This window comes from Vibrio zhugei, from assembly GCF_003716875.1.
Classification (GTDB): Bacteria; Pseudomonadota; Gammaproteobacteria; order Enterobacterales; family Vibrionaceae; genus Vibrio; species Vibrio zhugei.
The window spans coordinates 1,970,071-1,995,463 of sequence record NZ_CP033078.1; the positions used below are offsets into that span (position 1 = coordinate 1,970,071).

At 46.8% G+C, this 25,393-nt stretch carries 27 protein-coding genes; 15 read left to right on the forward strand and 12 right to left on the reverse strand.

Going from position 1 to position 25,393, the window contains the following annotated elements:
* Nucleotides 1-8: 8 nt before the first annotated feature.
* Nucleotides 9-818: a MetQ/NlpA family lipoprotein gene (locus EAE30_RS14400; RefSeq protein WP_123016544.1), complete on the forward strand. Its 810-nt coding sequence runs from the start codon at nucleotides 9-11 to the stop codon at nucleotides 816-818.
* An 86-nt stretch (nucleotides 819-904) separates the two neighbouring features.
* Here the strand turns inward: EAE30_RS14400 and EAE30_RS14405 are convergent, their stop codons facing one another.
* A complete protein-coding gene (locus EAE30_RS14405; RefSeq protein WP_123016545.1) occupies nucleotides 905-1,684 on the reverse strand; it encodes a Zn-ribbon-containing protein in 780 nt (259 codons plus the stop codon).
* Nucleotides 1,685-1,690: 6 nt separating this feature from the next.
* Entirely contained in the window at nucleotides 1,691-2,245 is a 555-nt protein-coding gene (gene syd, locus EAE30_RS14410) for a SecY-interacting protein (RefSeq protein WP_164711869.1), read from the reverse strand.
* An 85-nt stretch (nucleotides 2,246-2,330) separates the two neighbouring features.
* Here syd and queF point away from each other — a divergent pair, with 85 nt between their 5' ends.
* The 5 genes from queF to xni all read left to right on the forward strand — a co-directional run bounded on the left by queF (nucleotide 2,331) and on the right by xni (nucleotide 9,464).
* Entirely contained in the window at nucleotides 2,331-3,176 is an 846-nt protein-coding gene (gene queF / locus EAE30_RS14415; RefSeq protein WP_123016547.1) for an NADPH-dependent 7-cyano-7-deazaguanine reductase QueF, read from the forward strand.
* A gap of 18 nt (nucleotides 3,177-3,194) precedes the next feature.
* Nucleotides 3,195-5,459 (forward strand): tetratricopeptide repeat protein, encoded by a 2,265-nt coding sequence (locus tag EAE30_RS14420; RefSeq protein ID WP_123016548.1) that lies wholly within the window; start codon nucleotides 3,195-3,197, stop codon nucleotides 5,457-5,459.
* 259 nt (nucleotides 5,460-5,718) lie between these two features.
* On the forward strand, nucleotides 5,719-7,026 hold the full coding sequence (locus EAE30_RS14425; protein ID WP_123016549.1) for a GGDEF domain-containing protein: 1,308 nt from the start codon (nucleotides 5,719-5,721) through the stop codon (nucleotides 7,024-7,026).
* Nucleotides 7,027-7,250: 224 nt separating this feature from the next.
* Complete coding sequence (ppnN, locus tag EAE30_RS14430) at nucleotides 7,251-8,609, forward strand: nucleotide 5'-monophosphate nucleosidase PpnN (protein WP_123016550.1); 1,359 nt, start codon at nucleotides 7,251-7,253, stop codon at nucleotides 8,607-8,609.
* Nucleotides 8,610-8,690: 81 nt separating this feature from the next.
* Nucleotides 8,691-9,464, forward strand: coding sequence for a flap endonuclease Xni (xni, locus tag EAE30_RS14435; RefSeq protein ID WP_123016551.1), 774 nt, complete (start codon nucleotides 8,691-8,693; stop codon nucleotides 9,462-9,464).
* 75 nt (nucleotides 9,465-9,539) lie between these two features.
* Here xni and rlmM read toward each other — a convergent pair whose 3' ends face one another.
* From rlmM to pomA, 7 genes are all read right to left on the reverse strand, one after another.
* Nucleotides 9,540-10,631, reverse strand: a complete 1,092-nt coding sequence (rlmM, locus tag EAE30_RS14440; protein ID WP_123016552.1) for a 23S rRNA (cytidine(2498)-2'-O)-methyltransferase RlmM — start codon at nucleotides 10,629-10,631, stop codon at nucleotides 9,540-9,542.
* A complete protein-coding gene (locus EAE30_RS14445) occupies nucleotides 10,628-11,029 on the reverse strand; it encodes a DUF423 domain-containing protein (RefSeq protein ID WP_123016553.1) in 402 nt (133 codons plus the stop codon). Before EAE30_RS14445 ends, rlmM begins: the two co-directional genes overlap by 4 nt.
* Entirely contained in the window at nucleotides 11,019-11,645 is a 627-nt protein-coding gene (locus tag EAE30_RS14450) for an alpha/beta fold hydrolase (protein ID WP_123016554.1), read from the reverse strand. Before EAE30_RS14450 ends, EAE30_RS14445 begins: the two co-directional genes overlap by 11 nt.
* Nucleotides 11,638-12,546, reverse strand: coding sequence for a transcriptional regulator GcvA (locus tag EAE30_RS14455; RefSeq protein WP_123016555.1), 909 nt, complete (start codon nucleotides 12,544-12,546; stop codon nucleotides 11,638-11,640). Before EAE30_RS14455 ends, EAE30_RS14450 begins: the two co-directional genes overlap by 8 nt.
* Before the next feature lie 433 nt (nucleotides 12,547-12,979).
* Nucleotides 12,980-14,428 (reverse strand): tRNA uracil 4-sulfurtransferase ThiI, encoded by a 1,449-nt coding sequence (gene thiI, locus EAE30_RS14460; protein ID WP_123016556.1) that lies wholly within the window; start codon nucleotides 14,426-14,428, stop codon nucleotides 12,980-12,982.
* Nucleotides 14,429-14,613: 185 nt separating this feature from the next.
* Nucleotides 14,614-15,591 (reverse strand): flagellar motor protein MotB, encoded by a 978-nt coding sequence (locus tag EAE30_RS14465; RefSeq protein ID WP_123016557.1) that lies wholly within the window; start codon nucleotides 15,589-15,591, stop codon nucleotides 14,614-14,616.
* A gap of 11 nt (nucleotides 15,592-15,602) precedes the next feature.
* Nucleotides 15,603-16,316: a flagellar motor protein PomA gene (pomA, locus tag EAE30_RS14470; protein ID WP_315972109.1), complete on the reverse strand. Its 714-nt coding sequence runs from the start codon at nucleotides 16,314-16,316 to the stop codon at nucleotides 15,603-15,605.
* On the opposite strand from pomA, the gene EAE30_RS19195 reads away from it, so the two are divergent.
* The 4 genes from EAE30_RS19195 (at nucleotide 16,228) to dxs (ending at nucleotide 19,858) form a co-directional block, all read left to right on the forward strand.
* Nucleotides 16,228-16,440 (forward strand): hypothetical protein, encoded by a 213-nt coding sequence (locus tag EAE30_RS19195; RefSeq protein ID WP_390258080.1) that lies wholly within the window; start codon nucleotides 16,228-16,230, stop codon nucleotides 16,438-16,440. The two genes, pomA and EAE30_RS19195, sit on opposite strands and share 89 nt — an antisense overlap.
* Nucleotides 16,441-16,827: 387 nt before the next feature.
* Nucleotides 16,828-17,070, forward strand: a complete 243-nt coding sequence (gene xseB / locus EAE30_RS14475; protein ID WP_123016559.1) for an exodeoxyribonuclease VII small subunit — start codon at nucleotides 16,828-16,830, stop codon at nucleotides 17,068-17,070.
* Between the two features lie 17 nt (nucleotides 17,071-17,087).
* Nucleotides 17,088-17,972 carry a (2E,6E)-farnesyl diphosphate synthase gene (gene ispA / locus EAE30_RS14480; RefSeq protein WP_123017389.1) on the forward strand — a complete coding sequence of 295 codons (885 nt, stop codon included), beginning with the start codon at nucleotides 17,088-17,090 and terminating at the stop codon, nucleotides 17,970-17,972.
* 20 nt (nucleotides 17,973-17,992) lie between these two features.
* Nucleotides 17,993-19,858, forward strand: a complete 1,866-nt coding sequence (gene dxs, locus EAE30_RS14485) for a 1-deoxy-D-xylulose-5-phosphate synthase (RefSeq protein WP_123016560.1) — start codon at nucleotides 17,993-17,995, stop codon at nucleotides 19,856-19,858.
* Between the two features lie 95 nt (nucleotides 19,859-19,953).
* Here the strand turns inward: dxs and truC are convergent, their stop codons facing one another.
* A complete protein-coding gene (truC, locus tag EAE30_RS14490) occupies nucleotides 19,954-20,679 on the reverse strand; it encodes a tRNA pseudouridine(65) synthase TruC (protein WP_123016561.1) in 726 nt (241 codons plus the stop codon).
* Nucleotide 20,680: 1 nt separating this feature from the next.
* On the reverse strand, nucleotides 20,681-20,995 hold the full coding sequence (locus EAE30_RS14495; RefSeq protein WP_123016562.1) for a YqcC family protein: 315 nt from the start codon (nucleotides 20,993-20,995) through the stop codon (nucleotides 20,681-20,683).
* 176 nt (nucleotides 20,996-21,171) lie between these two features.
* Here EAE30_RS14495 and EAE30_RS14500 point away from each other — a divergent pair, with 176 nt between their 5' ends.
* On the forward strand, nucleotides 21,172-22,209 hold the full coding sequence (locus EAE30_RS14500; RefSeq protein WP_123016563.1) for a DUF3549 family protein: 1,038 nt from the start codon (nucleotides 21,172-21,174) through the stop codon (nucleotides 22,207-22,209).
* Nucleotides 22,210-22,228: 19 nt separating this feature from the next.
* A complete protein-coding gene (locus EAE30_RS14505) occupies nucleotides 22,229-22,540 on the forward strand; it encodes a DUF3301 domain-containing protein (RefSeq protein ID WP_123016564.1) in 312 nt (103 codons plus the stop codon).
* Here the strand turns inward: EAE30_RS14505 and EAE30_RS14510 are convergent.
* Nucleotides 22,476-23,024: a GNAT family N-acetyltransferase gene (locus EAE30_RS14510; protein WP_164711870.1), complete on the reverse strand. Its 549-nt coding sequence runs from the start codon at nucleotides 23,022-23,024 to the stop codon at nucleotides 22,476-22,478. The two genes, EAE30_RS14505 and EAE30_RS14510, sit on opposite strands and share 65 nt — an antisense overlap.
* Nucleotides 23,025-23,781: 757 nt before the next feature.
* Here EAE30_RS14510 and EAE30_RS14515 point away from each other — a divergent pair.
* From EAE30_RS14515 to tsaA, 3 genes are all read left to right on the forward strand, one after another.
* On the forward strand, nucleotides 23,782-24,072 hold the full coding sequence (locus tag EAE30_RS14515; RefSeq protein WP_123016566.1) for a hypothetical protein: 291 nt from the start codon (nucleotides 23,782-23,784) through the stop codon (nucleotides 24,070-24,072).
* A complete protein-coding gene (locus EAE30_RS14520) occupies nucleotides 24,069-24,518 on the forward strand; it encodes a YaiI/YqxD family protein (protein WP_123016567.1) in 450 nt (149 codons plus the stop codon). Before EAE30_RS14515 ends, EAE30_RS14520 begins: the two co-directional genes overlap by 4 nt.
* A 151-nt stretch (nucleotides 24,519-24,669) precedes the next feature.
* Complete coding sequence (gene tsaA / locus EAE30_RS14525; RefSeq protein ID WP_123016568.1) at nucleotides 24,670-25,365, forward strand: tRNA (N6-threonylcarbamoyladenosine(37)-N6)-methyltransferase TrmO; 696 nt, start codon at nucleotides 24,670-24,672, stop codon at nucleotides 25,363-25,365.
* The last annotated feature ends 28 nt before the right edge of the window (nucleotides 25,366-25,393 follow it).

Consider the following 25,393-nt stretch of genomic DNA (forward strand, 5'->3'; position numbering starts at 1 on the left):
AGATAAATATGACATTTAATGTTAAAGCATTGCTTGCAGTTGCAGTCACTGCATCAACGTTAGTGCTCGCGGGTTGTGGTCAAGACTCGTCGGACAATCAAACCATCAAAGTTGGCGTTATTGCGGGTGCGGAAGCACAAGTAGCTGAAGTTGCGAAAAAAGTCGCCAAAGAAAAATACGATTTAAACGTAAAATTGGTCACGTTTACGGATTACATTACGCCCAATGCTGCATTGGCAGACGGTTCCGTTGATGTCAACGCGTTCCAACACAAACCGTATCTGGATCAACAAATCAAAAGCCGTGGTTACAAGCTAGCAATTGCAGGTAATACCTTTGTTTACCCTATTGCAGGCTACTCTAAAACCATCAAATCCGTTGATGAAGTCAAAGACGGGGATCGTATTGCAGTGCCAAACGACCCAACTAACCTTGGCCGTTCATTACTGCTGCTGCAAAAACAAGGGTTGATTAAATTACGTGATGGTTCAGGCCTAGAAGCCACCGTCCGTGATATCGTCTCTAATCCAAAGCACCTGAAAATTGTTGAGCTTGATGCCTCTCAGTTACCCCGCTCTTTGGACGATGTGACCATTGCGATCATCAATAATACATTTGCTAGCTCGATCGACCTAACTCCACAAAAAGACGGTCTATTTGTGGAAAGTAAAGAGTCGCCTTACGTGAACCTTATCGTGGCACGTAAAGACAATGTTGATAGCAAAAAAGTGAAAGAGTTTGTGAAAGCCTACCAAACGGATGAAGTGTACCAAGCGGCACAAAAACAATTCAAAGGTGGCGTGGTTAAGGGCTGGTAATTACCTCCCTAATCATCAGCGTGATACACAAATAAAAAAGGTTGGCATAACGCCAACCTTTTTTTCACGCCTCATTGGCCAAAACATTAAGACTTGAGATGATCCCAAGAAATATTCGACACAAGACGACATGAATCGCATTTAAAATGAAAAATATCGTGCAATGGTTCTTCTAGTAACCACGCTCCGCCACACTTAGGACAGCAACGCGCTTTTTCCTCAGCCAAGCTGCTGCCCCCCACACGATACAAATAGTAATACGTTGGCACCTGAGATAAATACTCGATTCGCCCGCGAATATCCCAACCACGAATGAACAAATCACTGTCCGTATCGCAGATTTCATGTAATGCCGCATATTCTGCCTGACAACTGCCCGCCATTTGCAACTCATCACATGCTTGCCATTCCGTCTGCCACTTTACGACCGATTTGTGGTCGCCATTAAACGTCGGAGCTTGTCGATACAGTGGAATCGGTAATAAAGTCTCACCACTGCGCAAGGGAGAACAAGTATGCACATACGTGGTATACAGCACTTGCCAATTGGGTACGTCAGATTCGGCAGCTTGCTCAGAATTCAAGTCACGCCCCAACAAACGGACTTTTGGCCCCACAAGACAAGCATCATGCAGCCGCTGCAAACACGTGTTCACAAAATCTGAATGGTATTTCGAATGCAAACTGTCTTGCTCGGGACACACAGCGCGCACCGAAAATTCGCCCTCGCCCATAATCATCGGAAATTCACGTCCCAAGACTTGCCCATTATAGCGCAGCGCTTCCATAAGGCCGTTTATGGCTTTATCAACCGCCGTGATCGTGGTATCCGCAAAGCATTCAAATTCTAATTCAACAACATACATAGACGTTTAAACAACCGGTTGTAGGTGAGCTAAAAATTCAGTGAGGTTTTCCGCTAACGGACGGCGAGTGTTGTCACCGAGTGTTTCCAACACCACGTTTCCGCTAAGATTACAGATGGAAACGACCTGCATGTCGTCATCGGTAGAGGCAATAAAGACCGTCGGTGTTTGTTTCAAACGGCGTTGCATAACCAAGTGCCCCACTATATTTTCTTGCAAGCGAGTAAAATCCTCATCATTCCACACTTGGAGAAGCGTTAAAGGATTGCCCTCCCACAAAGCAGGCATATCCGCGGCGTATTGCGTGCCATAGAACTCCGTCACGTCAGCGTGCAGCGTTAACTCCAGAGCATTTTCTACGTTCGCGAAGCTCGCTATGGTATCGCGTAATACCGGCGTCCAATACACACAATCCGGTGTGCGATGTTGTACACACGCTGAAGGTAAATCTATCAAGTCATCATTGCTGGGTAATTGATCATTCATAGCTTGGCATTGTGCAACGTATCGTTGACTAAAGTGGTATAATGCACTGGCTTGCTGAGCCATTGTATTCTCCATATTTCATTTCCCCTATTGCGAATAATGACAGTGGCGTCGGGATTGCGTAAAATTCCCCGTATTCTAATCGAAGTAACGACAAAAAATGAGTAAATATTCTGACGCGAAAGAGTTAACTGGATTAACACTGGGTAAAGGCACCGCTTATACCTCTCAATACGATGCCACATTGTTACAAGGTGTGCCACGCAGCCTAAACCGTGACGATCTTCATTTAGGTGAAGAACTTCCCTTTAAAGGCTGTGATGTCTGGACCCTGTATGAATTATCTTGGCTAAACTCACGAGGCTTACCACAAGTGGCCGTTGCGCAAGCAACATTACCCGCCACCAGCCCAAATTTGATTGAGTCTAAGTCGTTTAAACTCTACCTCAACAGTTTTAATCAAACACGATTTAATTCTGTCGAAGATGTACGCCAAACCTTAATCCAAGATCTATCGGCATGTGCGGGTGAACCCGTCGCGGTAGACGTCTTCCCTGTGACGCATTTTACCAATCAGCCGATTGTGAATATGCAAGGTGAAAACATTGACGCTCAGGATATTGAGATCACCAGTTACGAATTTGACGATACCTTATTAGATGGCGCAACCAGTGAGACGATTGTAACCGAAAGGCTGAATAGTCACCTACTCAAATCGAACTGTTTGATTACCAATCAACCCGATTGGGGCAGTGTTGAAATTCGCTACACCGGTAAGAAAATCGACCGTGAAGCCTTGCTGCGCTATATTGTGTCCTTCCGCGAACACAACGAATTTCACGAACAATGTGTCGAGCGTATTTTCACCGATATTCAACGTTATTGCCAACCGCAATCACTGACGGTCTATGCGCGTTATACTCGCCGTGGCGGATTAGATATTAATCCCTTCCGCTCAACCCACAATATTGGCCCGACGCACAACTCGCGACTTGCTCGTCAATAATAAGGACTCTGTTTACCCATGAGGTACTTTCGCTGGCAACCTTGGCTTACTCTTCTTTTACTGATGACATCACAGTGGGCAATGGCCGATATTTCGGCCTACCAGCCATTACGCGATGCCGAAAAATTGGTAGAACTGTCCCCGGTGCAAGCCAAGGCATTGGTCAGCGATTACCTCTCGCAACGCCGGCTGACCGAGTCGCAAGATAAAACCCCGACCACCATTGCTCGGGATGAATCGGACACTCAAGTACGTACGCCAAGAAACAGCATCAATGCACTACAAGTGCTCGCCGAAGCGCAGTTTAATTTACAAGATTTAAAAGGCGCATTTCGATCTATTCATCTGGCACGCGAATTAGCTGAAGAGTTTGATTTACCTTATAAAAAATTGGAAGTGGCATTGCTGGCCGCTCGCCTGCATTGGCGCCATACACAAAGTGCCGCCGCCGCCAATCAACGTCTTAATGCCATCACCACGACGTTTGATGCCATCAAGAGTCACGATCATGTCTCTCGCTCAATCAACTATAAAATACATATGTTAAGAGCAGAAGTCGCCTCCAATGCCGGACTCATCAAGCAAGCCAATACGCTGTTTGCCCAGCAAAAAGACTATATCGAGCAGAGTCACTCGCCTCGAACTGAAATTCAGTATTACATCACGGTTGGGAGCCACTACCTTAACCATGAGCAATACAATATGGCCTTATCAGAATTGTTGCGCGCCTATTGGACAGCAGTAGAACACAGCTCAGGCGCTCTACTGGCGAAAACCAACTCCTTATTAGGCCGCTTGTTTTTTGAACGTCGCGTCCTCGATAAAGCCCTGATTTACTATTCTCAATCCGCCGACTTTTACGGTAAATATCAGCAATCCCCTCTCATCAGCAGTGTGCTCAAACGCATGGGTGATATTTACTATTTGCAAGGCAAATACAACCTCGCGTTAGTGCATTACTTTAATGCAATTGACCATGAAAGCAGTGATAAGAACCCAAATCACATCATCGAAACCCGTCTGGCGCTCGCGGATACCTATTTAGAATTGTATAACTATCCCTTATCCGCCCAGTACTTGCAGCGAGCAGAGCAACTGCTTCGCTCAAGTAACGCCGCCTTCTTAAAAGCACAGGCGGCATTACTCAAGTCAGGCCTCGCCTTTCATGAAAAAAACACCCCAAATGCGCTCAAATTTGCTCGTAAAGCACTGGAAATCAGCCGCAGTGTCGACAGTACCGCATTAGAAAGTAAGGCCTACTTATTACTCTCACGTGGGTATGAGCAATCAGGTCAATTTCAACAAGCATTGCAAAATATTAAGTATCACAATCGTCTTTCACGCCTGAATCAAGAAAAGCTGAATCGCATTAGTGAAGATGCCTTCCGCCAACAGAAAGAGTTCGTCGAACAAACATTGCACATGGCAAGACAAGAGCAGCAATTAAAAACACTCACTCGTGAGTACAGCAAATTTCAAAAACTGGCGTTTGCTTTATTCATTGCCGCGTCGATTTTACTGTTATTTATGTTACGCCGCAGGCATGTCATTCAACGGCAAAAAGATGAAATTGAAGAACTCAACGCAAGCTTATTCACGCATTCACGCTCACGCCTGCGCAACCTACGCATGCTCAATGCCAAGCTGGCCACCTCATTGGAAAAAAGCAGTCGTAGCTTTGAAGAGTGGCATATTGGCGAGTTAATTGATGAGCCACTCAATGACCGCCTGCGTTTTGTCATGATTGATATCCCCTTCCTTGGCAGTATGTACCTGCAGCAAGGCTACAGCGGCGGGTTAGAAATGGAGCATGAGTTTGGCGCGTTCTTAAAATCTAAGCTCGCGGATGATCAACGCCTTTACCATTTCTCCGATTCCAACTTACTCTACATTGAGCGCAATAGTGATAGGAATCAGCCTGTCGAAGACGTTGTGGAACGTATTCAAGGGTGGATCAATGAATTTAATACCGACCTTGATATCAATCGAAAAATCAGCGTCGGTATCGCCGACTACCCCTTCTTACCGCGCGCCTATACCGCCATCAATGATAAAGAACTCTTGGATATTTTGTTATTGGCCACCGAACTCGCGCAAAAAATAACCACTCAAGCTGAAGACAGTCAGTGGGTGTATTTCCGCGCCATTGATAATGCGCCAGCAGCCAGCTTTGCTGCCAGTGATATGCGTCGCGCTTGCCAACATGCCATTCAGCAAGGGCTGGTCAAAGTCCAGTCATCTTGTAAAGATGAGCAATCCCTTAAACAGATAATGAAATTTTAGTTTTTTTTCATAAAGAAATACTGACAAGATGAAAAATAATTTTTTTTTGTTATTATACGCCCCTGACTCCGTGCAGTAATGGGCAGGCTAACTGATGTCATTATCAGTTTTTCATCACACTTGAGTGAGTCAAACTCTTCGTTTTATAACGGCCATCAAAAGAGTTGATTGAATGATAATTATGGTCGCGATCGCGACGTTGATTCAATGAGTCTATTGGTAAATAGCTCATATATCATGTTGTAATGGAGCACTTTTAATGCAACAAAGTTCGACACTAGGCAACGATATCGCCAGTCTTGACGTTCAAATTAAGCGTAGCATCCAAGCGTTACTGAGCACCCCAACGCTTCCCGATCGCATCCGAAAAGATGTTCAGCAAGTTGCCATCCATACTTCATCCAATGCACAACATTCGTTACCGGCCGAGAAAGCACGGCGGTTGTTGCATATCTATGAAATTACGCTAAAAATACTGCTCGCAAACGGTGGAAAAGCACCGTTAGAGTCGACCCATAAAAGCGCCAGTAAAGAGCAAGTCGCCCGTTTAAATGAAGCCTTGCAAAACATGATCACTGAGCTGGATTTTGAGGGCGAATATGGCGAGCGTCTCGTCGATATCCGAGCCAAGCTTTTGCTCGATACTCGCGGTGATGAGTTAATTGAACTGACTTTAGATGTCCTCAAGCTGGTCGCTTTAGGGACGGATCAAGAGCGGCAAATAGCACAGCAGTTTCTCGAAAAATCTTATGACTATATTGGCCGCATCAGTATTAATACCGAACAAATCAATGATAAGTCACGTGATATCTTTATACAGCGCAAAGAGATCAACAATCAACTGAGAACGCTGATTAAGCATAAATACGTGTCGCTGGCGGACGAACAAGACCCAGAAAAACTGCGCCTGCATACCACAAAGATGATGACAGAGCTCTCACAACTGTCCGACCGCTATACCTCTGCAGAAGCCCGCGAACAAATTCTGTTAGAGCAACTGGCCTATGCGAAACGTCAAATTGACAATCTCAATGATTCCACGAAGGAACACCGACGCCGTATTGATGCACAAAACCAACGGCTGCGCCGAGACGCATTGACCAAAGTGTATAATCGCAGCGCATTCATGGAAATGTTAGAAACAGAATACCGCCGCTGGATCGGTAATCAACACCCACTGCGGATGGCTCTTTTTGATATCGATGACTTTAGTTATGTCAATAATCACTTCGGCTACACCGCGGGAGATAAAGCGCTAAAAATCATTTCACGCGCGATCAATCAGGAACTCAAGAGCAGTGACATTTTAGCCCGTTTTAGCGGTGAAGAGTTTATTTTGCTGATCCCCAGTCGCAGTGATGAACAGGCCAAAGAACTCATCGAAGCCATTCAGGACAGAGTCGCAGCGTTGCCGTTTAAATTTCGAGATCGCAGCTTGAAAATCACATTGAGTGCCGCCAGCAAAGCGTTTGAACAAGGAGATACTCCAGAAGCCATCATCGAGCAACTGAGTAATCCGTTAACCGCGAAGCATGAAGTTAAGCCCAGTCAATTAATCTGGCTGTAACGCCCCTCGTAATAAATCGCTCAAAAAACCAGCAAACCCACACTAAAAGTGTGCGCCTCGTCACACCTCGACCTCAAGCTCATTCTCCTTCATCGCTAATGCACACTAAATTGTTGTAAGTACATTATATCAATAACTTATTCGCCGCCACTCCGTTAATCTATCGCCGACGCCTAGCGTTAACCAATCTGGTGGTTTTTTTATCCTTTCCTAAGGAGACCAGAATGATCACACAAGTCAGTCCTGCAGGCAGTATGGATTTGTTGTCGCAACTGGAAGTAGAACAACTACAAAACACCGCTTCAAGTGAACTTTATCAACTGTACCGAAATTGCAGCTTGGCGGTTCTCAATTCCGGTAGCCATACCGATAATTCCAAAGAGTTGCTCGATAAGTATCGTCCGTTTGATATTAATGTGAAACGACGGGAACGTGGTATCAAGCTCGAATTGGCCAATCCTCCGGAGCACGCTTTTGTCGATGGTCAAATCATTAAAGGAATTCAGGAACACTTGTTTTCGGTATTACGAGACATTGTTTACGTCCATATCCACATGGGCGACACGGCTCGCAAGCATTCCGATGATCCGGCTCATATCACAAACTTGGTGTTTGCCATCTTACGTAATGCCAAAGGACTGATCCCCGGAATTACCCCCAATCTGATCGTCTGTTGGGGCGGCCACTCGATTAACCCAACCGAATACCAATACACGCGTGAAGTGGGCAACGAATTAGGGTTACGGGAACTCAACGTATGTACCGGATGTGGACCGGGCGCCATGGAAGGGCCGATGAAAGGCGCCGCGATTGGTCATGCTAAGCAGCGCTATACCGAGTCGCGATACCTAGGCCTAACCGAACCATCAATTATTGCCGCAGAGCCGCCGAACCCAATCGTGAACGAACTGATTATAATGCCCGATATTGAAAAACGTCTGGAAGGGTTTGTGCGCATGGGACACGGCATTATCATTTTCCCTGGGGGCGCGGGAACTGCTGAGGAATTACTGTATATTCTTGGCATCATGATGCATCCTGAGAACAAGCAGCAGCCGTTACCTATTGTGCTAACGGGGCCAAAAGAAAGTGAAGCTTACTTCGATTCCATTCATCAGTTTATCGGTGATACATTGGGCGAAGAAGCGCAAAGTCTCTATCAAATCGTCATTGGTGATCCTGCCGAAGCCGCTCGCATCATGAAAAAAGCCATGCCGCTGGTTCGTCAGCACCGCAAAGATACTGAAGACGCCTACAGCTTTAACTGGTCGTTGAAAATCGAGCCAGACTTTCAAATGCCATTTGAACCCACGCATGACAACATGGCCAACCTAGATTTGCATCTCGACCAACCAAAACAAACGCTTGCCGCGAATTTACGCCGTGCGTTTTCCGGGATTGTGGCTGGGAACGTCAAAGCGGAAGGGATCAAGGAAATTGAAAAACATGGGCCGTTCGAGATTCATGGTGACTCTGAACTCATGGCAAAAATGGACGTTCTGTTACAAGCGTTCGTCGCACAAGATCGCATGAAACTGCCCGGCGGTTCCGCTTATGAACCTTGCTACAAAATTGTTCAATAATCACGGTCTGCTCTACCTTTGGTAGTAATCTGAAGTCAGATCATTAAAATAGAGGCTATCAGCCTCTATTTTTGTATTTCTATGTCACTGCACTTGGTTATTATTGACGCTTTAAACCTCATTCGACGCAATCATTCGGTTCAACCGGATCCCAGTGACATTGCGCGAACTATCGACACCACCAGCCGAACGCTCGCGCGCATTATTGATGAGTCACAGCCGACTCATATTATCGCGGTATTCGATCATTACTTACAAGACAGAGGCTGGCGTGCAGAGCTCTTACCCGGCTACAAAGCGGGGCGCAAGCCCATGCCTGAACCATTACAGCAAGGTTTAGAGCGCATTCAAGACGCATGGTGGTCCTTGGGAATCGACTCGCTATTATCCAGTGGCGATGAAGCGGATGACTTGGTCGCGACCTTGGCGTGTAAAGTGTCCGAACATGATGAAAAGGTCACGATCATTTCGACTGACAAAGGTTACTGCCAATTATTGTCACCTACCCTGCAAATTCGCGACTACTTTCAACACCGCTGGCTTGATGCCCCTTTCATCCATAAAGAATTTGGGGTTCGCCCAGAGCAACTCGCTGACTACTGGGGACTAACAGGCATCAGCTCAAGCCAAGTTCCTGGCGTTCCCGGTATCGGGCCGAAAGCAGCAAAAGAGATTTTAACCGAATTCACCTCGATCGAAGAAGCCTATCAAAGCGAGGCTCTAGCGGCCAAATACCGCAAAAAACTCGATGAACACATTGAGTCAGCCAGAACATGCAAACAAGTCGCCATGCTAAAAACCGATATCGAACTCGGATTTAACTTGCAAGACATTCGCTATATTCCGCCCCAATAAAAAAGCGCCTGCAGATGCAGGCGCTTTTTTCTATACAATCAGTCAATGCAATCAGACAATTCAATCAGTCAATGATTACCATGGCGAAATGGTTTTTAATACTTGCACATGCACCGTGATTTCCTCACGGTCGTGATACAAGTGCTTCGCTTGCAAACGAAACTTCACATCGTGCTGCTTCAAAAAGATCTTCAAGTTTTCGATATCATCAAGAACTTCATCGTATCGACCTTTCATTGGCAATTTCAAGTTGAACAAGGCTTCTTTCGCCCAACCGTGAATTAACCACTCACCCATTAATTGCGCGACTCGAGATGGTTTTTCAATCATGTCACAAACCAGCCAAGTCACATTTTTACGCGGCGGCTCAAATTTAAAACCGTCCACCATGTGGTGAGTCACTTGTCCTGTGTCCATCAAGCTTTCCGCCATCATGCCATTATCAATGGCATGCACGAACATAGAGCGTTTCACTAACTGATAGGTCCATCCACCCGGGCAAGCACCTAAATCCACTGCCCACATGCCTGAGGCTAAACGCTCATCCCACTCAGCGCGCGGAATGAACACGTGAAAGGCTTCTTCTAGCTTCAACGTCGAGCGACTTGGCGCATCGCTAGGAAATTTAAGACGCGGAATGCCCATGTAGAAATGCGAGTTATTATTCGGATAAGAATACCCCGCGTAACAATGCCCAGGAGCGACAAAACACACATGCAAGACAGGCTTTTTACTGTGTTCTTTGGGGAGCAGTAACCCTTTACCGCGCATTGCCTGACGCAATGGCACCGTAAATTTACGACAGAATTTCAGTAACTCTTTCGCTTCGTTGGTATCGGGGGTTTCCACACGCAGCTCACCACAGGCGGGCCAATTCTCTTGCTCTGCTAAGCTCATAAGCAATGGAGAAATGCGGTCATCTTTCGGTAAGTCGCTACACTCAGCTGCCACGGCGAACATTTGACGAGAAAAAATCAACGTTTGAAAATCAAGACGCTCCAGCAATATTTCTGCCTCGCCTTCCTGAAAGCATTCAAATAAGACAAATCCCGTGTTGGTTTTTAGGCGAGGAAAGCCAAATACACCCAATTGAGTAGCTTTATCCTGTATTTCACCGGCGCACTCTTTCTCAAATCCAGAGCGGCAATACAGCATGATCTGTTTCACGACGTTACCTCATTAGTTTTCAAAGCAGCCAATACAAAGAAGATCCATCCCACAATAAAAAACACCCCGCCAAGAGGCGTAATGGGACCAAACCATCTCACACTGGTTAAAGCCAGCGCATACAGACTGCCGCTAAAGCAAAAGATGCCGATGATAAAGCAAATTGCGGCTCGGCAAAAATACTTTCGTGAATAAACGGTATTTATCGGTAACGCCAACAAGACACCACACACTAAAAGTGCCGCGGCATGAATAAATTGGTAATGAACTCCGGTTTGAAAAACCGCCACCATATCAGGGGTAATCATTTTTTTTAGCCCATGCGCGGCAAAGGCGCCCACACACACGCCAATACCGGAAAACAATCCACCAATGGTGAGTAACTGCTTACTTTTCATTATAAATCTCTCGAATAAATTGACTTAATGTCTCAACGGCAAGCGCGATATTGCCCGCTTCGGTATACCCCGATCGCTTGCGTGGTGTAAATCCATGATCGCCATCCGGGATAAATTGATAACGAATGTGCTCACTCAGGACAAAATCCGCAAACTCTTCTTTTTTACCAAAGGTGTCACGCTCACCTTGCAATATCAAACACGGTTTCGCCAACGTAGCAAGGTGTTCGCCTTTAAATTTCTCTGGTCGGCCCGGTGGGTGAAAAGGAAAACCAAGGCAGGCAATGCCGGCCACTTGCTCATGCTCACCTAACCAAGAAGCCATGCGTCCCCCCATGGACTTCCCGCCAATGACAACAGGACCATCACAGTGCTGCTCGATAATCTCAGAAAACGCCGTCAAGAGTTTGGGGGCGCGATCGGGTGGGCGCTTCGTGCCTTCTTCTAAGCGGCGGATCATGTACGGAAAATTAAATCGTAATACACGAATCCCATGCTCGGCCAAGCCACTGGCAACCTGTGCCATGAAGGCGTGATCCATACCCGCGCCAGCGCCGTGGGCAAAGACAAAAACAGGACCTGTTTGAGGCCCATCCCATTGAAACTCATTACTCATCTAATACTTCCTCTTGCTCACGTCTTGCGGTTCGAATCATCCAGTCTCTGAATGTGGCAATTCGCCCCATGTCGGCTTGCTTTTCATCACACACGACATAAAACGCATTGGGCGTCATCACCACGGCGTCAAACGGTGCCACCAATCGCCCGGCTTCCATTTCTGGCTGCGCTAATACATTGTTACCTAGCGCGATCCCTTGTCCATGAATCGCGGCCTGCAATACCATGGTCGTATGGCTAAAGATCGGCCCATGATTCACATTCACGCCTTCGATACCATTTTGTTTGGCAAACTGTTTCCAATGCTGACGTGACGTATCATGCAATAACACATGCTGGGATAAGTCATGTAACTCATTGAGTGGTTTATCGCCAAGCAAAACGCTGGGAGAACACAAGGGAATTAAAAACTCTTGATACAACAAGTCACAGCGTAATTCTGGCCAATTGCCTCGCCCATAATAAATGGCCACATCCACATCATCCGTTAACGAGCCTTCTTCCAAATCGACCGCTTTAATCCGTACATCAATATCCGGCTCTTCACGATTAAAATCAGCCAGCCTTGGTACGAGCCATTGAATCGCAAAACTTGGTGGTAAGCTGATGGTCAACGCTCCTTTTTCGGTGCGTTCTAATAACTTATCGGTCGCTTCCCCAATCGAGCTAAAAATATCTTTGATATCGGCAAAATACCCCTGCCCTTCTTCGGTCAATAATAATGAGCGATTACGACGACGGAATAACTTTAACCCTAAAAACTCTTCGAGGGCTTTAATCTGATGGCTCACCGCCGCTTGCGTCACAAACAACTCGTCGGCGGCGCGCGTAAAACTCAAGTGACGAGCGGCCGCTTCAAACACTTTCAGAGAATTTAACGGAGGTAGACGTCTTCCCATAGTTATCGCCTTATTAAGGATTAGTTTTTCTTATTCGAAACATTATAAATTGTTCGTTGCGTAGCAGCCAGAGAAAAACTATATTGCTCGGCGTAGCAAAGACCTGAACGGCTTAATTTCTCTGAAATTAATTGGAATTTGTTACGATGTTGTGTTTGCAAACTCGTACTTTATCGAGTTTAGGTAGATTCTACCAATCTGTTCTGTGCAGTCATCCGCTGTACAAAACATACTTCCTGTATTTATTTTGACCTGTCTGTCAATTTTGTTCACCGCCTCCTCAGGCGGTGTTTTTTTATCTGCTGTATATGCTTTCGTCGCCCCGTCTTGTCATCACCCATTTCTAGGCTCGTAGCGTCGTATGGCACATAAAAAAACGCTGCGGACCATGTCAGCAGCGTTAATACGTTAGCGACCTTGCCAACTGCTCGCGTTATGGGCGATAGACTTTGACATTATCAAACCCTTGCTCTTTCAGATACAGGGCTTGTAAACGGCTCATCACCCCCTGAGTGCAATAGAGCAGGTAGGTTTTTGACTGATCCAAATCACCAAACTTGGTCGATAACTTATAGAACGGAATATGGGCCACCTCGACCCCTTCCAGCTCCAGTGGGTGCTCTTCTTCTTCTTCCGAGCTACGAATATCCAGCACGATAGCGGCCTCGTTAATATCCGTTACCATCTCCACTTCAGGCACCGCTTCTTGTGACTCTTTGGCAATATCGCGGATATCCATTTGGCGGGCGTTATACACCACGTCATCGAGAATGCTAAAGTCAAAATTGGCTTCTTCCGCTTCAATGCGACCTTTTACTGCTTTTACCGTCGGCTTACGTGAAATAACCCCACAGTATTCAGGCATGGTTTTGGCAAAATCTTCCGTACCAATTTGACGCGCCACGTTAATAATGTCTTGCTTATCCCAAGTAATCAACGGTCGTAAGATCAACGTATCGGTCACATTATCAATCAAACGCAAATTGGTGAGCGTTTGGCTCGATACTTGACCTAATGCTTCTCCTGTCACCAAAGCTTGAATACCAAACTTCTCAGCCACCATCGCGGCGGCACGCATGAACATACGTTTAAGCACGACACCCATCTGTCCATCGTCTACTTTCTCAAGGATTTCGGCCACAACAGGTTCGAAATCAATAGAAAGAAAACGGACTTTCGCGGAAGAACCGTATTTATTCCACAAATAGTGTGCCACTTGCTTCACGCCAATCTCATGAGCGGGGCCACCAAGATTGAAGAAACAGTAATGCACTTTTGAGCCGCGTTTGATATGCAGATAACTCGACACACCAGAATCAAAGCCACCAGAGATCAAGCTCAAGACATCTTCCTGAGTGCCCATGGGGAAACCGCCCAACCCTTGGTGACGCGCAATCACTTGATTTAACAGTTCATCGCGGACTTCGATATTAATGGTGATATCTGGATTTTTCAGTTTAACCTTTGCACTTTCCACCGCTTGGTTGAGGCCACCGCCCACATAACGCTCTAGCTCAATCGATGAAAATTCGTGCTTACCACGGCGTTTCGCGCGAACCGCAAACGTCTTGTTTTCAAGCGCGTCTTTGTTCTGTTCTAACACATGCTCATAAATGTCATGCAGCGAGGTAAACTCCGTCTGCTTGACTTCCAATACGTGGTTGATCCCCGGAGTATGGGTCAGTATTTGTAGCACTTCTGCGTAATATTTATCGCTGTCGGCCGCAACTTCAATATGGTCACGACGGTTAAACACCGCCACCGATTCAGTACAGCGTTTGACTATGATGCGAATATTACTCTCTAGAATCTTTGTGAAGCGTTTACGCACAGATTCGCTTTTGACATAAATTTCCGGATGAGGCTTAACAATAAATTTCATAGGTGTGTATTCGCATTATAGATTAGACATTTGGTCAGCCGAGGTAGCTACTTTTATCATCAAAAGTAGACATACATCCAGCGCTACCGCTAAGGGGGCGGCATTATACACGATATTGGGCAGATGATGAAAGGTTATAAAAAAAGCAGAACCTATGTTCTGCTTTTTATTGCTGGCTCAGAGGGTTATGGCGTAGTCGCACCGGCCTTATTGGCATTCCCCGAGGAGACCGGATCGCTAAATAAAGGCTCACCTTGCATAATGCTGATTTCCACTCGGCGGTTTTCCGCACGATGTTCAGGCGTATCATTTGGCACCAGAGGCTCGGTATCGGCTAAACCACGGACTTGCAGCCGGTCATGGTCGAAGCCTTGTACTTTTTCCATCTCCTGCGCCACGGACACCGCACGTTGTGAAGACAAATCCCATAAAGAACGATACAACTCAGAGTCGATCGGTTGATTATCGGTATGACCAGTAATTCGAATTTTTCCCGGCACATCTTTCACCAGTTCGGCAATTTGACGCACTAGAGGTCGAAACTTGGGTTGTAAAAATGCGGAGCTTGCCGGAAAAGCGCCTTGCTCTTTAATGCGGATGACAATCTGCTGCCCCAAGTTTTCCACTTCGATTGCGCCTTGCTCAATTTCCCGTTGCAACGCTTTCTTAATTTTCTCAACTGTCGCATCCACTTCCTCTTCGCTCATGGCTTTCGATTGTTGCTGCTGTTGCTGAGATTCCGAGTTTTGATTATTTTCAGTGGCGGTTTCGGGAGACTGACCACCGTCGAGCTTGCCAGCGTCTCGCTGTGCGCCACCAGCACGATCCGACTCCCCCTCTTGAAACTCTAGCGTTTGCTGAGTGATATCAATGGTCTGCTGCATAATGACATCGATCGGCGTCGGTTCAGGTCGTCCCGGACGAAACTCTTGTGCAATAATGCTGGTCCCTTTCGGAATGTCTTTCACTTCCAAACGGTTTTGCACACCAAACGCAAACTTCATTGAGCCGGCGATTTGTTTGAACTTCAGTACATCCATCTCAGAAAACGAGAGAAGCAGTACAAAGAAGCACATCAACAATGACATCAAGTCAGCAAATGTTCCCATCCACAACGGCAACCCTGGTGGAGGACATTTACACGGTTGTTCTTCGTCGTCCATACATCACTCCACTATTCGTTATCGACGTCTAAACTGCGCTTACCTTCATTGAGGTAGTTTTTGAGGTAACTATCAATGACGCGCGGGTTTTGTCCGTCTTGGATGGCAAGCACACCATCCATAATCAAGCGGCGATTCAACGTTTCTTGCTCACGGCGTAGGCCCAGTTTATCCGCTATGGGGAAGAACACCATGTTCGATAAGATCGCACCGTAAAGCGTGGTCAACAACGCGACCGCCATCGCCGGACCAATTGATTTTGGGTCATCCATGTTGGACAGCATCGCAACAAGCCCAACCAAAGTACCAATCATCCCCATCGCAGGGGCCACATCGCCAAATGCACGAAACACATTCGCTCCCGACTCATGGCGTTCATTGGTTAATGCGATGTCTTTTTGCATGGTCGCTTTCACAACGTCGGCATCATGACCATCGACCAGAAGATCAATCCCTTTTTGCATAAACGCGTTCGGTATTTCCATTTCTTCTAACGCTAGAAAGCCGCCTTTACGGGCTGCATCGGCCATTTCAACGACTTTTGCAATTAAATCTTCTGGGTTGTCGGCTTTGAACATGAATGCTTTACCGGCGATTTTCGCGGCACCAAAAAACTGTCCCATGGTAAACTTCATCATGACCACGAAAACCGACCCACCAACCACGATAAGTACAGACGTGACATCGACGAACATCATGATGCTTCCGCCTAAGATCATCGCCATAATTACAAAAGCTAAGCCACCAATCAGGCCTAATAGCGTTGCTAAATCCACGAAGCACTCCTCATGCTACTGTTCATTCCCCAGTATTGATTCTACTGTATCGGCAAAGTTATCAAATCTTTAAATCAATTCTATTCGATCCTGTCATCGGCATCGTGATTACTTCAACTTTACATCAGTGAATGTGAATACCCTTACATTAACGGGCGCCACGACCCGTCATACGTTAGCAATACTGACCATTGCGATCGCTAAGTTATACAATAATCATACCATGGTTGACGGTACCGATGGTTTTTACAAAAACATAAGTTACCTAGCAAGCATTACATAAATGCGGCAGATTGCTATGGAACACAGTAAAAACTGCGTGATTCACATCGATAAGTCAAAAAATCTTGCCGCGAACGCTAACGAATAGCAGGGATTTGTGACACAATTATGCGGTTAAATTTGACCCTTAGTTATCCCTAAGGTAACTTTCGTGCATCTTTCCTAAGGTAAAATGATTATGGCGAGCAAAAAACCGGAAAACATGTCCTTTGAAGACACCATCAGTGAACTCGATCAATTGGTCGATCAACTCGAAAATGGTGAGCTTGCACTTGATGATGCGCTGAAAAAATTTGAACGTGGCATCGCACTCGCTCGCTCCGGGCAAACGAAATTAGATAGTGCTGAACAACGCGTCAGTATCTTACTTAATAACAGTGACACCGAGGCACTGAGTGACTTTACCGATTCGCCTGAATAATGGATGTAAACATCGTGATGAATGAGGCATTAACCTCTTTACAGCAAAGAAATAATGAGCAGCTTGACGAGTGGCTAAAGCACTTCTCCAACGCCGACTCACCGCTAATACAAGCAATGAATTATGGTTTGTTACTGGGTGGCAAACGGGTTCGCCCCTTTTTAGTTTACGCCACGGGCCAAATGCTCGGTTGCGAGCTGAGCGAATTAGACACTCCGGCCTCGGCGATTGAATGCATCCATGCGTATTCATTAATCCATGACGATTTACCCGCGATGGATAATGATGAGCTACGTCGTGGGCAGCCAACATGCCATATCAAATTTGATGAAGCGACCGCGATTTTAACCGGTGATGCGCTGCAAACACTCGCATTTAGTATTCTTGCTGAGGGAACGTTATCCGCTCAGGGTGAACCCCAGCGGGTGATGATGATTCAAATGCTTGCCCAAGCTTCGGGCGCCCAAGGCATGTGTCTTGGACAAGCATTGGACTTAGCCGCCGAAAACCGTGCTGTTCCGCTGAATGAACTGGAGCATATCCATCGCAATAAAACAGGGGCATTAATTCGTTGTGCCGTACGTTTAGGAGCATTGGCTGCCGGAGAGAAAGGCCTCGCCGTCTTACCGCAACTCGATACCTATGCTCAAGCCGTGGGACTCGCTTTTCAAGTTCAGGATGATATTCTGGACGTCATCAGTGATACACAAACCCTAGGAAAACCTCAGGGTTCAGATCAGCAATTACACAAAAGTACCTATCCAGCATTACTCGGTTTGGACGGTGCCATTGAAAAAGCGCAAGCTCTCCTTGAGGAATCACTTCAAGCACTCGAAGCCATTCCTTATAACACAGAGTATCTCGAAGCGTTCGCCCGATACGTTATCGAGCGCAAACACTAACACTATAAGCGCGCATAACTATGACTCTTGATATTTCAAAATATCCAACGTTAGCTCTCGTTAACACTCCGACTGACTTGCGTGGCCTGCCAAAGGAGGTCTTGCCTCAGCTTTGTGATGAGCTACGTACGTACTTATTAAATTCCGTCAGTCAATCCAGCGGGCACCTTGCTTCCGGCTTAGGCACCGTTGAATTGACCGTTGCATTACACTATGTCTACGATACCCCGAACGATCAGCTGATTTGGGATGTCGGCCATCAGGCTTATCCCCATAAGATTTTAACCGGTCGGCGTGAGCAAATGAGCACCATTCGCCAAAAAGAAGGGTTACACCCGTTTCCATGGCGCGAAGAAAGTGAGTATGACACTTTGTCAGTGGGTCATTCCTCAACCTCGATCAGTGCCGGTCTTGGCATGGCGATCGCGGCTGAACACGAAGGGAAAGATCGCAAAGTCGTCAGTGTGATCGGCGATGGTGCCATTACTGCAGGTATGGCATTTGAAGCCATGAACCACGCAGGCGGCATCAACCCCAACATGTTGGTGGTCCTTAACGACAATGAAATGTCGATTTCAGAAAACGTCGGCGCGTTGAACAATCATCTTGCGCAACTGTTGTCTGGAAATATGTATACCTCTCTGCGTGAAGGCGGCAAGAAAGTGCTGTCCGGCCTGCCTCCGATTAAAGAGTTGGTACGTCGTACAGAAGAACACCTGAAAGGCATGGTCGTTCCCGGAACATTATTTGAAGAGCTAGGCTTTAATTATATCGGCCCTGTAGATGGCCACGATGTATTAGAACTCATCAAAACGCTGAAAAATATGCGTGATTTGAAAGGCGCTCAGTTCTTACATGTCATGACCACCAAAGGCAAAGGCTATGAGCCTGCGGAAAAAGATCCGATTGGCTATCATGGCGTGCCAAAATTCGATCCGAATCAAGAAACACTGCCCAAGACATCGTCCAGTAAACCCACTTTTTCTGCTATTTTTGGTGACTTCTTATGTGACATGGCGGCGCAAGATCCTAAGTTACTCGCGATCACCCCCGCGATGCGCGAAGGCTCAGGCATGGTACGTTTTTCAAAAGAGTTCCCTAAACAGTATTTTGATGTCGCCATTGCCGAGCAACATTCCGTCACCTTGGCATCGGGCATGGCCATCGGTGGTTACCACCCTATCGTCGCGATTTATTCCACCTTTTTGCAGCGTGGTTATGATCAGTTGATTCACGATGTGGCGATTATGAACTTACCGGTAATGTTTGCTATTGACCGCGCGGGTTTGGTCGGTGCGGATGGCCAAACTCACCAAGGTGCGTTTGATATCAGCTTTATGCGTTGTATTCCAAACATGACCATCATGACACCATCGGATGAAAATGAATGTCTCCAAATGTTGTATACAGGACATCGTCATCAAGGGCCGAGTGCCGTTCGCTATCCTCGTGGTTCTGGGGCGGGTGTCCCGATAGAACAAACCTTTACCGAGCTAGAAATCGGCAAAGGTCGCCGGATCCGAGAGGGAGAAAAAGTCGCCATTTTGAACTTCGGCACCTTCCTACCTGAAGCAATGAAAGCTGCGGAAAACCTCAATGCGGCCGTGGCGGATATGCGCTTTGCTAAGCCGTTAGATGAAGCCTTACTGCGCGAGCTATCCGAGCAATACGATGTGTTTGTCACACTGGAAGAAAACACCATTGCCGGTGGTGCCGGTTCTGGCGTCATTGAATTTTTGATGCAAGAAAAACGTCTGTTACCCGTACTGACGTTGGGCTTACCAGACCATTTTGTTGCACAAGGCACGCAACAAGAACTGTATGCAGAGCTTGGTCTTGATGCCTCTGGTATTGAAGCTTCGATTCGCCGTTATCTTGCTCAGTAAATAAGCGCAGATAATGACGACACGCTCTCGTGTAAAAAAGCTCAGAATACTCTGAGCTTTTTTTGTTTTCAGTGCCTACAGGCAAGATTATGCCGCTACTGTGGCAATGGCCAACCGAAGGTCGAACACAAATGTGTCCATGTATCATCAAACCCTGCAGTGATTGTCATTGCTTGCTGGGTATACGGATGACAAAAAGACAAATGGGTCGCATGTAGCATCAACCGGTGGGCATTGTATTGCTCGCGATATAAGCGATTATGACGCCCTTCGCCATGTCGAGTGTCACCAATAATAGGATGGCGAAGGTGCGCCATATGGCGGCGCAACTGGTGCTTTCTGCCTGTCATGGGTTTCAGCTCAACCAATCCATAACGCGTCGTCGCAAACCGCCCCGTAGAGAATGGCACTTCCACCTCCGCAAGTGGCTGATAATGAGTCAATGCCTCTTGCGGCTCTTTATCCTGAGCGGCATGCTTATCGGCAATTTTATCCAACTCTTCTTTCAACGGATAATCTAAAACACCGGCCTCGCTAATCCAACCGCGTACAATCGCGTGATAGGTTTTTTGGATTTCATGGCCAGCAAACAGCGGCATCACCTCACGGGCCACCTCGCTCGAGAGAGCAAATAACAACACACCCGACGTGGGGCGGTCTAGTCGATGCAGAGGATAGACATGTTGACCGATTTGATCGCGTAATGTCTGCATCACAAATTCGGTTTCATGACGATCCAGCCAACTGCGATGCACCAACATGCCCGAGGGCTTATTCACCGCAATAAAGGCCTCATCACGATATAATATTTCCAATTCCATCTCAGCGACACGCCTCATCAATCAAGTTCAATAGACGCAATAGCGAACGATATTCGTATTGTTGTTGCCATACTTGGGCAAAGTACGGGGCAATCGCAAAACCACTAGGGACTTGCTCTTGCGCTAAAGCCGCCTGCATGCGCGGTAAAAAGACCCATTGAAGCCATTCATGGGGCGCTAAGGTATCCACAGCAAAAGGCTGAGTGCTTTGCAATGCTTGCGACGATGGCGATGTACTCTGCCACAATCCAGTGCGTTCTAATTCAAACTGAAGCTCTTGCAGTAATAACGTTAATTCACCGAAGTTGTTACTCATTCACGACCTAAATAACATATGTATAGGAGACAAAAACGCGAATTATCCTCACGTTCGTTTGCGAAGGGGCATAGTATGAGTTTGGGCGAGAAATGCAATGGATGGAGATCATTTTGTTCTCGCCTCTGGATCAGGTACTATGGCGTCAGTACATCTCTGTAGGACCATAAACATCCATGGAAACCATCCAAACGCTAAGTAAAATGCTGCAAACCAGCGGCAATCAATACGCCATTTTTGACCTCGGCCGACGTATTCAAGCCATCGATAATGCCACATTTGAGCGAATTGAGTCCGGAGGACAGCCTTATCCTTATCCGGTACAACGTAGCGCTCAGTTCGCCATCGCGTATTGGGATAACAGCCACCAACCCTGGATATGGTTTTTAAAATTTGAACTCGATGAACGCGGCCTACTTCAGCAGCCTCATGTCACGCAATTCATCGAATATGTCTTGGAAGCAATGGGCGCACGTTTGGATAACGAGCTCACTGACGAACAACAGGAAAAGCTGACCAACAACCCGTACACCTTCAAACCCAATGACGATAAGATGGCCATGTTCCATAGCATCATCCGTGCGCAATTGGCGCTGCCATGCAGCCAGTATTATGAACACGCACAATGCTATTTTTCTGGTCGCTTAGGTTGGGAAAACTGGCAAACGATCGGATTGCAAGGCATTACCGATATGTGCGCGCGGCTGCATCAAGAAAACAATGGGGTCAGCTTACGTAAAGCACTCACTCATTTACCCTCTCAGCCGCTATACGCCGTACTGGGGGCCTTAGAGCACATTGAGTTACCTGACAAATTGGCGCAACGTTTACTCGAACAAGCGCAGCAACACATCGACAGTGGTGAGCCCGATATTTTCTTAATTGCCGCTCTCGTGCGTGCGCTAGCAGGCGCCCCCAATCAAGAATTAGTCACACTGACGGACACGCTATTAGCGCGTACCGAGTTAAGTCACCAAGAAGTCTTAATTGGATTGGCTGGCCGATCGTGGCATGTCCTCGCAGATGGAGGACGAGCGCAACGCTTCTTGCTCCGTTTAGCACAAACCGGTAATCAGCCGTTATTTAATCAGTTGTTTGCCGATCTGGTCATGCTACCAAGCTTGCGTATGGTTTTACTCCCGTTACTGCATACGAGCCCGTCACCGGAGCTTTCCGCGGCACTGCTTGAGTTGCAACGCGCAGCGAAAGCTTAATCTAAAAAAGAGAGAGCGGATGAGAACAGGATTATTCGGACTACTACTCATCGGGATGGTCGGTTTTATCTTTTGGCAACAGCGGCGCCAATCGGAAATCGCGCGCCGCGTCATTGAGCAAAAATGTGCACAGTTGAACTTGCAAGTGGTCAGTGTCGCCTTCGGCCAGCATCGACTTCGTACGCCGTCGGGCCAATGGCACTGGCACTCAACCTATTTCTTTGAGTTTTCAGCCTTAGGTGATGATTGCTATCAAGGTCGCTTAATTATGAACGGTTTTCGTTCACAACAGGTCTATATACCGCCTCATCATTTGCCCCCTGCAACCTAGCGACAAATTGCCATTCGAATTGATAATAATCTCCCAGAAAGCCATCGGCGATCTGGGCTTTTTGCATGAATCCGAGCTTTTTCATCAGTTGTAGGCCAACCGTATGGAGAACCGGAACATTCATAAGCACCGTTTTAATGCGTTTTTGCTGACAAATATGCGGTAAAAACGCAGTAATCGCCTCACTGGCATAGCCATGATTCCAATGGGAATGATCAAACAAAATCGTTAATCTTGCGACCTCATCATCGACCATATCTAAGCCGATATGCCCCATGTATTCGCGAGTCACGTTATTGAGCACAGCCATTGCTTGAGTATCAACTTCATACAGTAGCCGTTGGAAGGCTTGCCGTGCTAATGAGACCGTAAGTGGCCCATTCATAAACGCACGATTTTTTTCAGAGCAATTTAATAATAGAAACTCAGATTCTAACGCCTCAATATAAGGCACTAAAAGCATTCTGCGGGTTACTACCGTCACGGACAATCCTTGTTCTTCAATACGATGGCATCAAAAGCCTATCGAACACATCATTATAGTGTTGTTTTTACTATGAATCGTGCGTAACTGACGCTCGCTTCATCCTTTTTTATAATCAAGAAAAGCCCCGACACAACCGTATCGGGGCCTTATTCTCACTCGCAGCATTCCGGCCGCATGTATTGCTCCATGCATCATCCATAATAGTGGCTTATCCCTTTGCCTAATCCCTACATCGCCAGCTTAGCGGTGTCCTAAGAATCCTTCATGCGGCTCGTTCCTGAGACGCGTCCATCACTTGTTCCTTGAGCGGTGTCCTTGCCATCATCCTGATGGTGTCCGAGCATCCTGCATATCGTCCTGATTCAATCCTTTATGATGAGGCATCCTGCTCCATCAACGAATCCGTACGCCTTTCCTAAATGTCCTTGCACAATGAGCTCCGTCATTGTCGCTTTATCCTAAAACCGCTCATCCAAAGCGTTCAGTCTTATGTCGTAATCCCTTGCGACGCAACCAATTTACCCCTTTAGGATATAGATACAACTGGGTAGAAACGTTATTTTATGATTATTTTACAACGACTAAAAAAATACTAATATAAATCATAAGGATAATGTTATCGTGTCTTTACTCTAGCTGTTTATATTCTTATTTTCTTACAAGCAAAGTGAGAGATCTCTTACAATGAGAATCTACTTTTGCTAGCCGCAATTTGTATTTATCATAGGGTGTCTCATCACCATAAGGAATTCTCATGCTGACCAAAGACGTATCAGACGAGTTACAACAGGTCTTTACGCAATTAGAGCAAGAAGGAAAAACGCCCAGTGTTGCATTACTTAAGGCACGCTTAACCACGTCAGTCCCGATGCCAGCCTTGATCAGCGCCGTTCGTCGCTGGAAGAGCAGCGCGAGCCTCCCAAAAGTAGAGGTGCGCGCACAACCTACGAGTGACGATGCCCGTATTACCCAATTAGAACAACAAGTGGCGGATTTAACACAGCGTCTTAGCCAGCTAGAACAACAAATGGAACACTCATCATGAAAATTTGGATCGACGCCGATGCCTGCCCTAAAGTGATTCGCGAGACGTTAATTCGTGCGGCGGAGCGGACAGGTGTTGTCTGCACTTTTGTCGCCAACCATGCCATTCCACTTCCCAACCGACATAATATTCAGCGGCTTCAAGTGCAAAGTGGCTTTGACGTCGCAGATGATGAAATTGTGCAACGCTGCGACGTCGGCGACTTGGTGATCACCGCTGATATTCCGCTTGCCGCCGAAGTATTGGCCAAGGGAGCCCACGCCTTAAACCCACGTGGCGAGTTATACACGAAAGATACCATTGGCGCGCGCCTCAATATCCGTGATTTTATGGATACCATGCGCTCAAGTGGTATCCAAACAGGTGGCCCAGCGGGCCTCTCGCAAACCGAACGGCGAGAATTCGCTAACCAGCTGGACCGTTTTCTCGCCAAACACCACCGTTAATGCGGCTAAAGGCTGTGTTGCGATGAAAGGCATAGTATGACGTGGTTGCTTGCTGACACGGGTCGCCACGCTTTGACTATTTAGGCCAAGGATCTCTTGTCGCAACTGTGCTATTTTAAGCGCTTGTTGATCACGTCGTTATTCTAACTGTATGCACACTATCTCCCCTATCGGTCTCGTTGAAAGCCCATACCAAGAAAAATTTGCCGTGCCTCGCCAGCCCCGTCTGGTGCCCGCGGCAACCGCGCGTATTCGTTTATTGGGCGAGACCAATTGCGCAGAAGCCATTCGTGGTATCGAACAATTTAGTCATCTCTGGCTACTGTTTTTATTTGATCAAAATTTGGCAAAAGGTTGGAAACCTACCGTGCGGCCGCCGCGCCTAGGCGGCAATGAACGGATTGGTGTCTTGGCGTCACGTTCGACATTTCGCCCGAATGGCATTGGTATGTCAGCCGTTGAATTCAGAGGCATCAGCCAAATTGGCGATCAATATTATCTTGATGTCGGTAGTGTCGATCTTGTCGATGCGACGCCGGTGATTGATATTAAACCCTACATTCCCTATTCCGATGCCATCCCTGATGCACAAGGTGGCTACGCGGATTCAGCTCCCCACACACTCCCAGTGTTGTTCAGTGATTGTGCACAGATGATGCTGCAATCGATCCCCGATAAACACGTCGTGCAAAACGTGATTGAACAAGTGCTCGCACAAGATCCAAGGCCGGCTTATAAGAAAAACAAACCGGATGCCAAAGAATATGCGGTAAATTTGTACAATTTTAATGTTAAATTCACGGTTATCGACAACTTAGTGCGTGTAACCGCAATAGAGCCCTTTTGACAATGGCATTTGACTGATATTATTAGGG

What these genes read in the sequence shown, in the direction of transcription:
- thiI (WP_123016556.1), bottom strand. Translation starts at nt 14,428, where the DNA reads ATGAAATTTATTGTTAAGCCTCATCCGGAAATTTATGTCAAAAGCGAA.
- tsaA (WP_123016568.1), top strand. Translation starts at nt 24,670, where the DNA reads ATGCACACTATCTCCCCTATCGGTCTCGTTGAAAGCCCATACCAAGAA.
- EAE30_RS14520 (WP_123016567.1), top strand. Translation starts at nt 24,069, where the DNA reads ATGAAAATTTGGATCGACGCCGATGCCTGCCCTAAAGTGATTCGCGAG.
- EAE30_RS14400 (WP_123016544.1), top strand. Translation starts at nt 9, where the DNA reads ATGACATTTAATGTTAAAGCATTGCTTGCAGTTGCAGTCACTGCATCA.
- EAE30_RS14455 (WP_123016555.1), bottom strand. Translation starts at nt 12,546, where the DNA reads ATGGGAAGACGTCTACCTCCGTTAAATTCTCTGAAAGTGTTTGAAGCG.
- syd (WP_164711869.1), bottom strand. Translation starts at nt 2,245, where the DNA reads ATGGAGAATACAATGGCTCAGCAAGCCAGTGCATTATACCACTTTAGT.
- EAE30_RS14445 (WP_123016553.1), bottom strand. Translation starts at nt 11,029, where the DNA reads ATGAAAAGTAAGCAGTTACTCACCATTGGTGGATTGTTTTCCGGTATT.
- EAE30_RS14450 (WP_123016554.1), bottom strand. Translation starts at nt 11,645, where the DNA reads ATGAGTAATGAGTTTCAATGGGATGGGCCTCAAACAGGTCCTGTTTTT.
- pomA (WP_315972109.1), bottom strand. Translation starts at nt 16,316, where the DNA reads ATGGCGATGATCTTAGGCGGAAGCATCATGATGTTCGTCGATGTCACG.
- ispA (WP_123017389.1), top strand. Translation starts at nt 17,088, where the DNA reads ATGAATGAGGCATTAACCTCTTTACAGCAAAGAAATAATGAGCAGCTT.
- xseB (WP_123016559.1), top strand. Translation starts at nt 16,828, where the DNA reads ATGGCGAGCAAAAAACCGGAAAACATGTCCTTTGAAGACACCATCAGT.
- ppnN (WP_123016550.1), top strand. Translation starts at nt 7,251, where the DNA reads ATGATCACACAAGTCAGTCCTGCAGGCAGTATGGATTTGTTGTCGCAA.
- EAE30_RS14515 (WP_123016566.1), top strand. Translation starts at nt 23,782, where the DNA reads ATGCTGACCAAAGACGTATCAGACGAGTTACAACAGGTCTTTACGCAA.
- EAE30_RS14420 (WP_123016548.1), top strand. Translation starts at nt 3,195, where the DNA reads ATGAGGTACTTTCGCTGGCAACCTTGGCTTACTCTTCTTTTACTGATG.
- xni (WP_123016551.1), top strand. Translation starts at nt 8,691, where the DNA reads ATGTCACTGCACTTGGTTATTATTGACGCTTTAAACCTCATTCGACGC.
- EAE30_RS14505 (WP_123016564.1), top strand. Translation starts at nt 22,229, where the DNA reads ATGAGAACAGGATTATTCGGACTACTACTCATCGGGATGGTCGGTTTT.
- dxs (WP_123016560.1), top strand. Translation starts at nt 17,993, where the DNA reads ATGACTCTTGATATTTCAAAATATCCAACGTTAGCTCTCGTTAACACT.
- EAE30_RS19195 (WP_390258080.1), top strand. Translation starts at nt 16,228, where the DNA reads ATGACCACGAAAACCGACCCACCAACCACGATAAGTACAGACGTGACA.
- EAE30_RS14495 (WP_123016562.1), bottom strand. Translation starts at nt 20,995, where the DNA reads ATGAGTAACAACTTCGGTGAATTAACGTTATTACTGCAAGAGCTTCAG.
- EAE30_RS14500 (WP_123016563.1), top strand. Translation starts at nt 21,172, where the DNA reads ATGGAAACCATCCAAACGCTAAGTAAAATGCTGCAAACCAGCGGCAAT.
- EAE30_RS14465 (WP_123016557.1), bottom strand. Translation starts at nt 15,591, where the DNA reads ATGGACGACGAAGAACAACCGTGTAAATGTCCTCCACCAGGGTTGCCG.
- truC (WP_123016561.1), bottom strand. Translation starts at nt 20,679, where the DNA reads ATGGAATTGGAAATATTATATCGTGATGAGGCCTTTATTGCGGTGAAT.
- queF (WP_123016547.1), top strand. Translation starts at nt 2,331, where the DNA reads ATGAGTAAATATTCTGACGCGAAAGAGTTAACTGGATTAACACTGGGT.
- EAE30_RS14425 (WP_123016549.1), top strand. Translation starts at nt 5,719, where the DNA reads ATGCAACAAAGTTCGACACTAGGCAACGATATCGCCAGTCTTGACGTT.
- EAE30_RS14405 (WP_123016545.1), bottom strand. Translation starts at nt 1,684, where the DNA reads ATGTATGTTGTTGAATTAGAATTTGAATGCTTTGCGGATACCACGATC.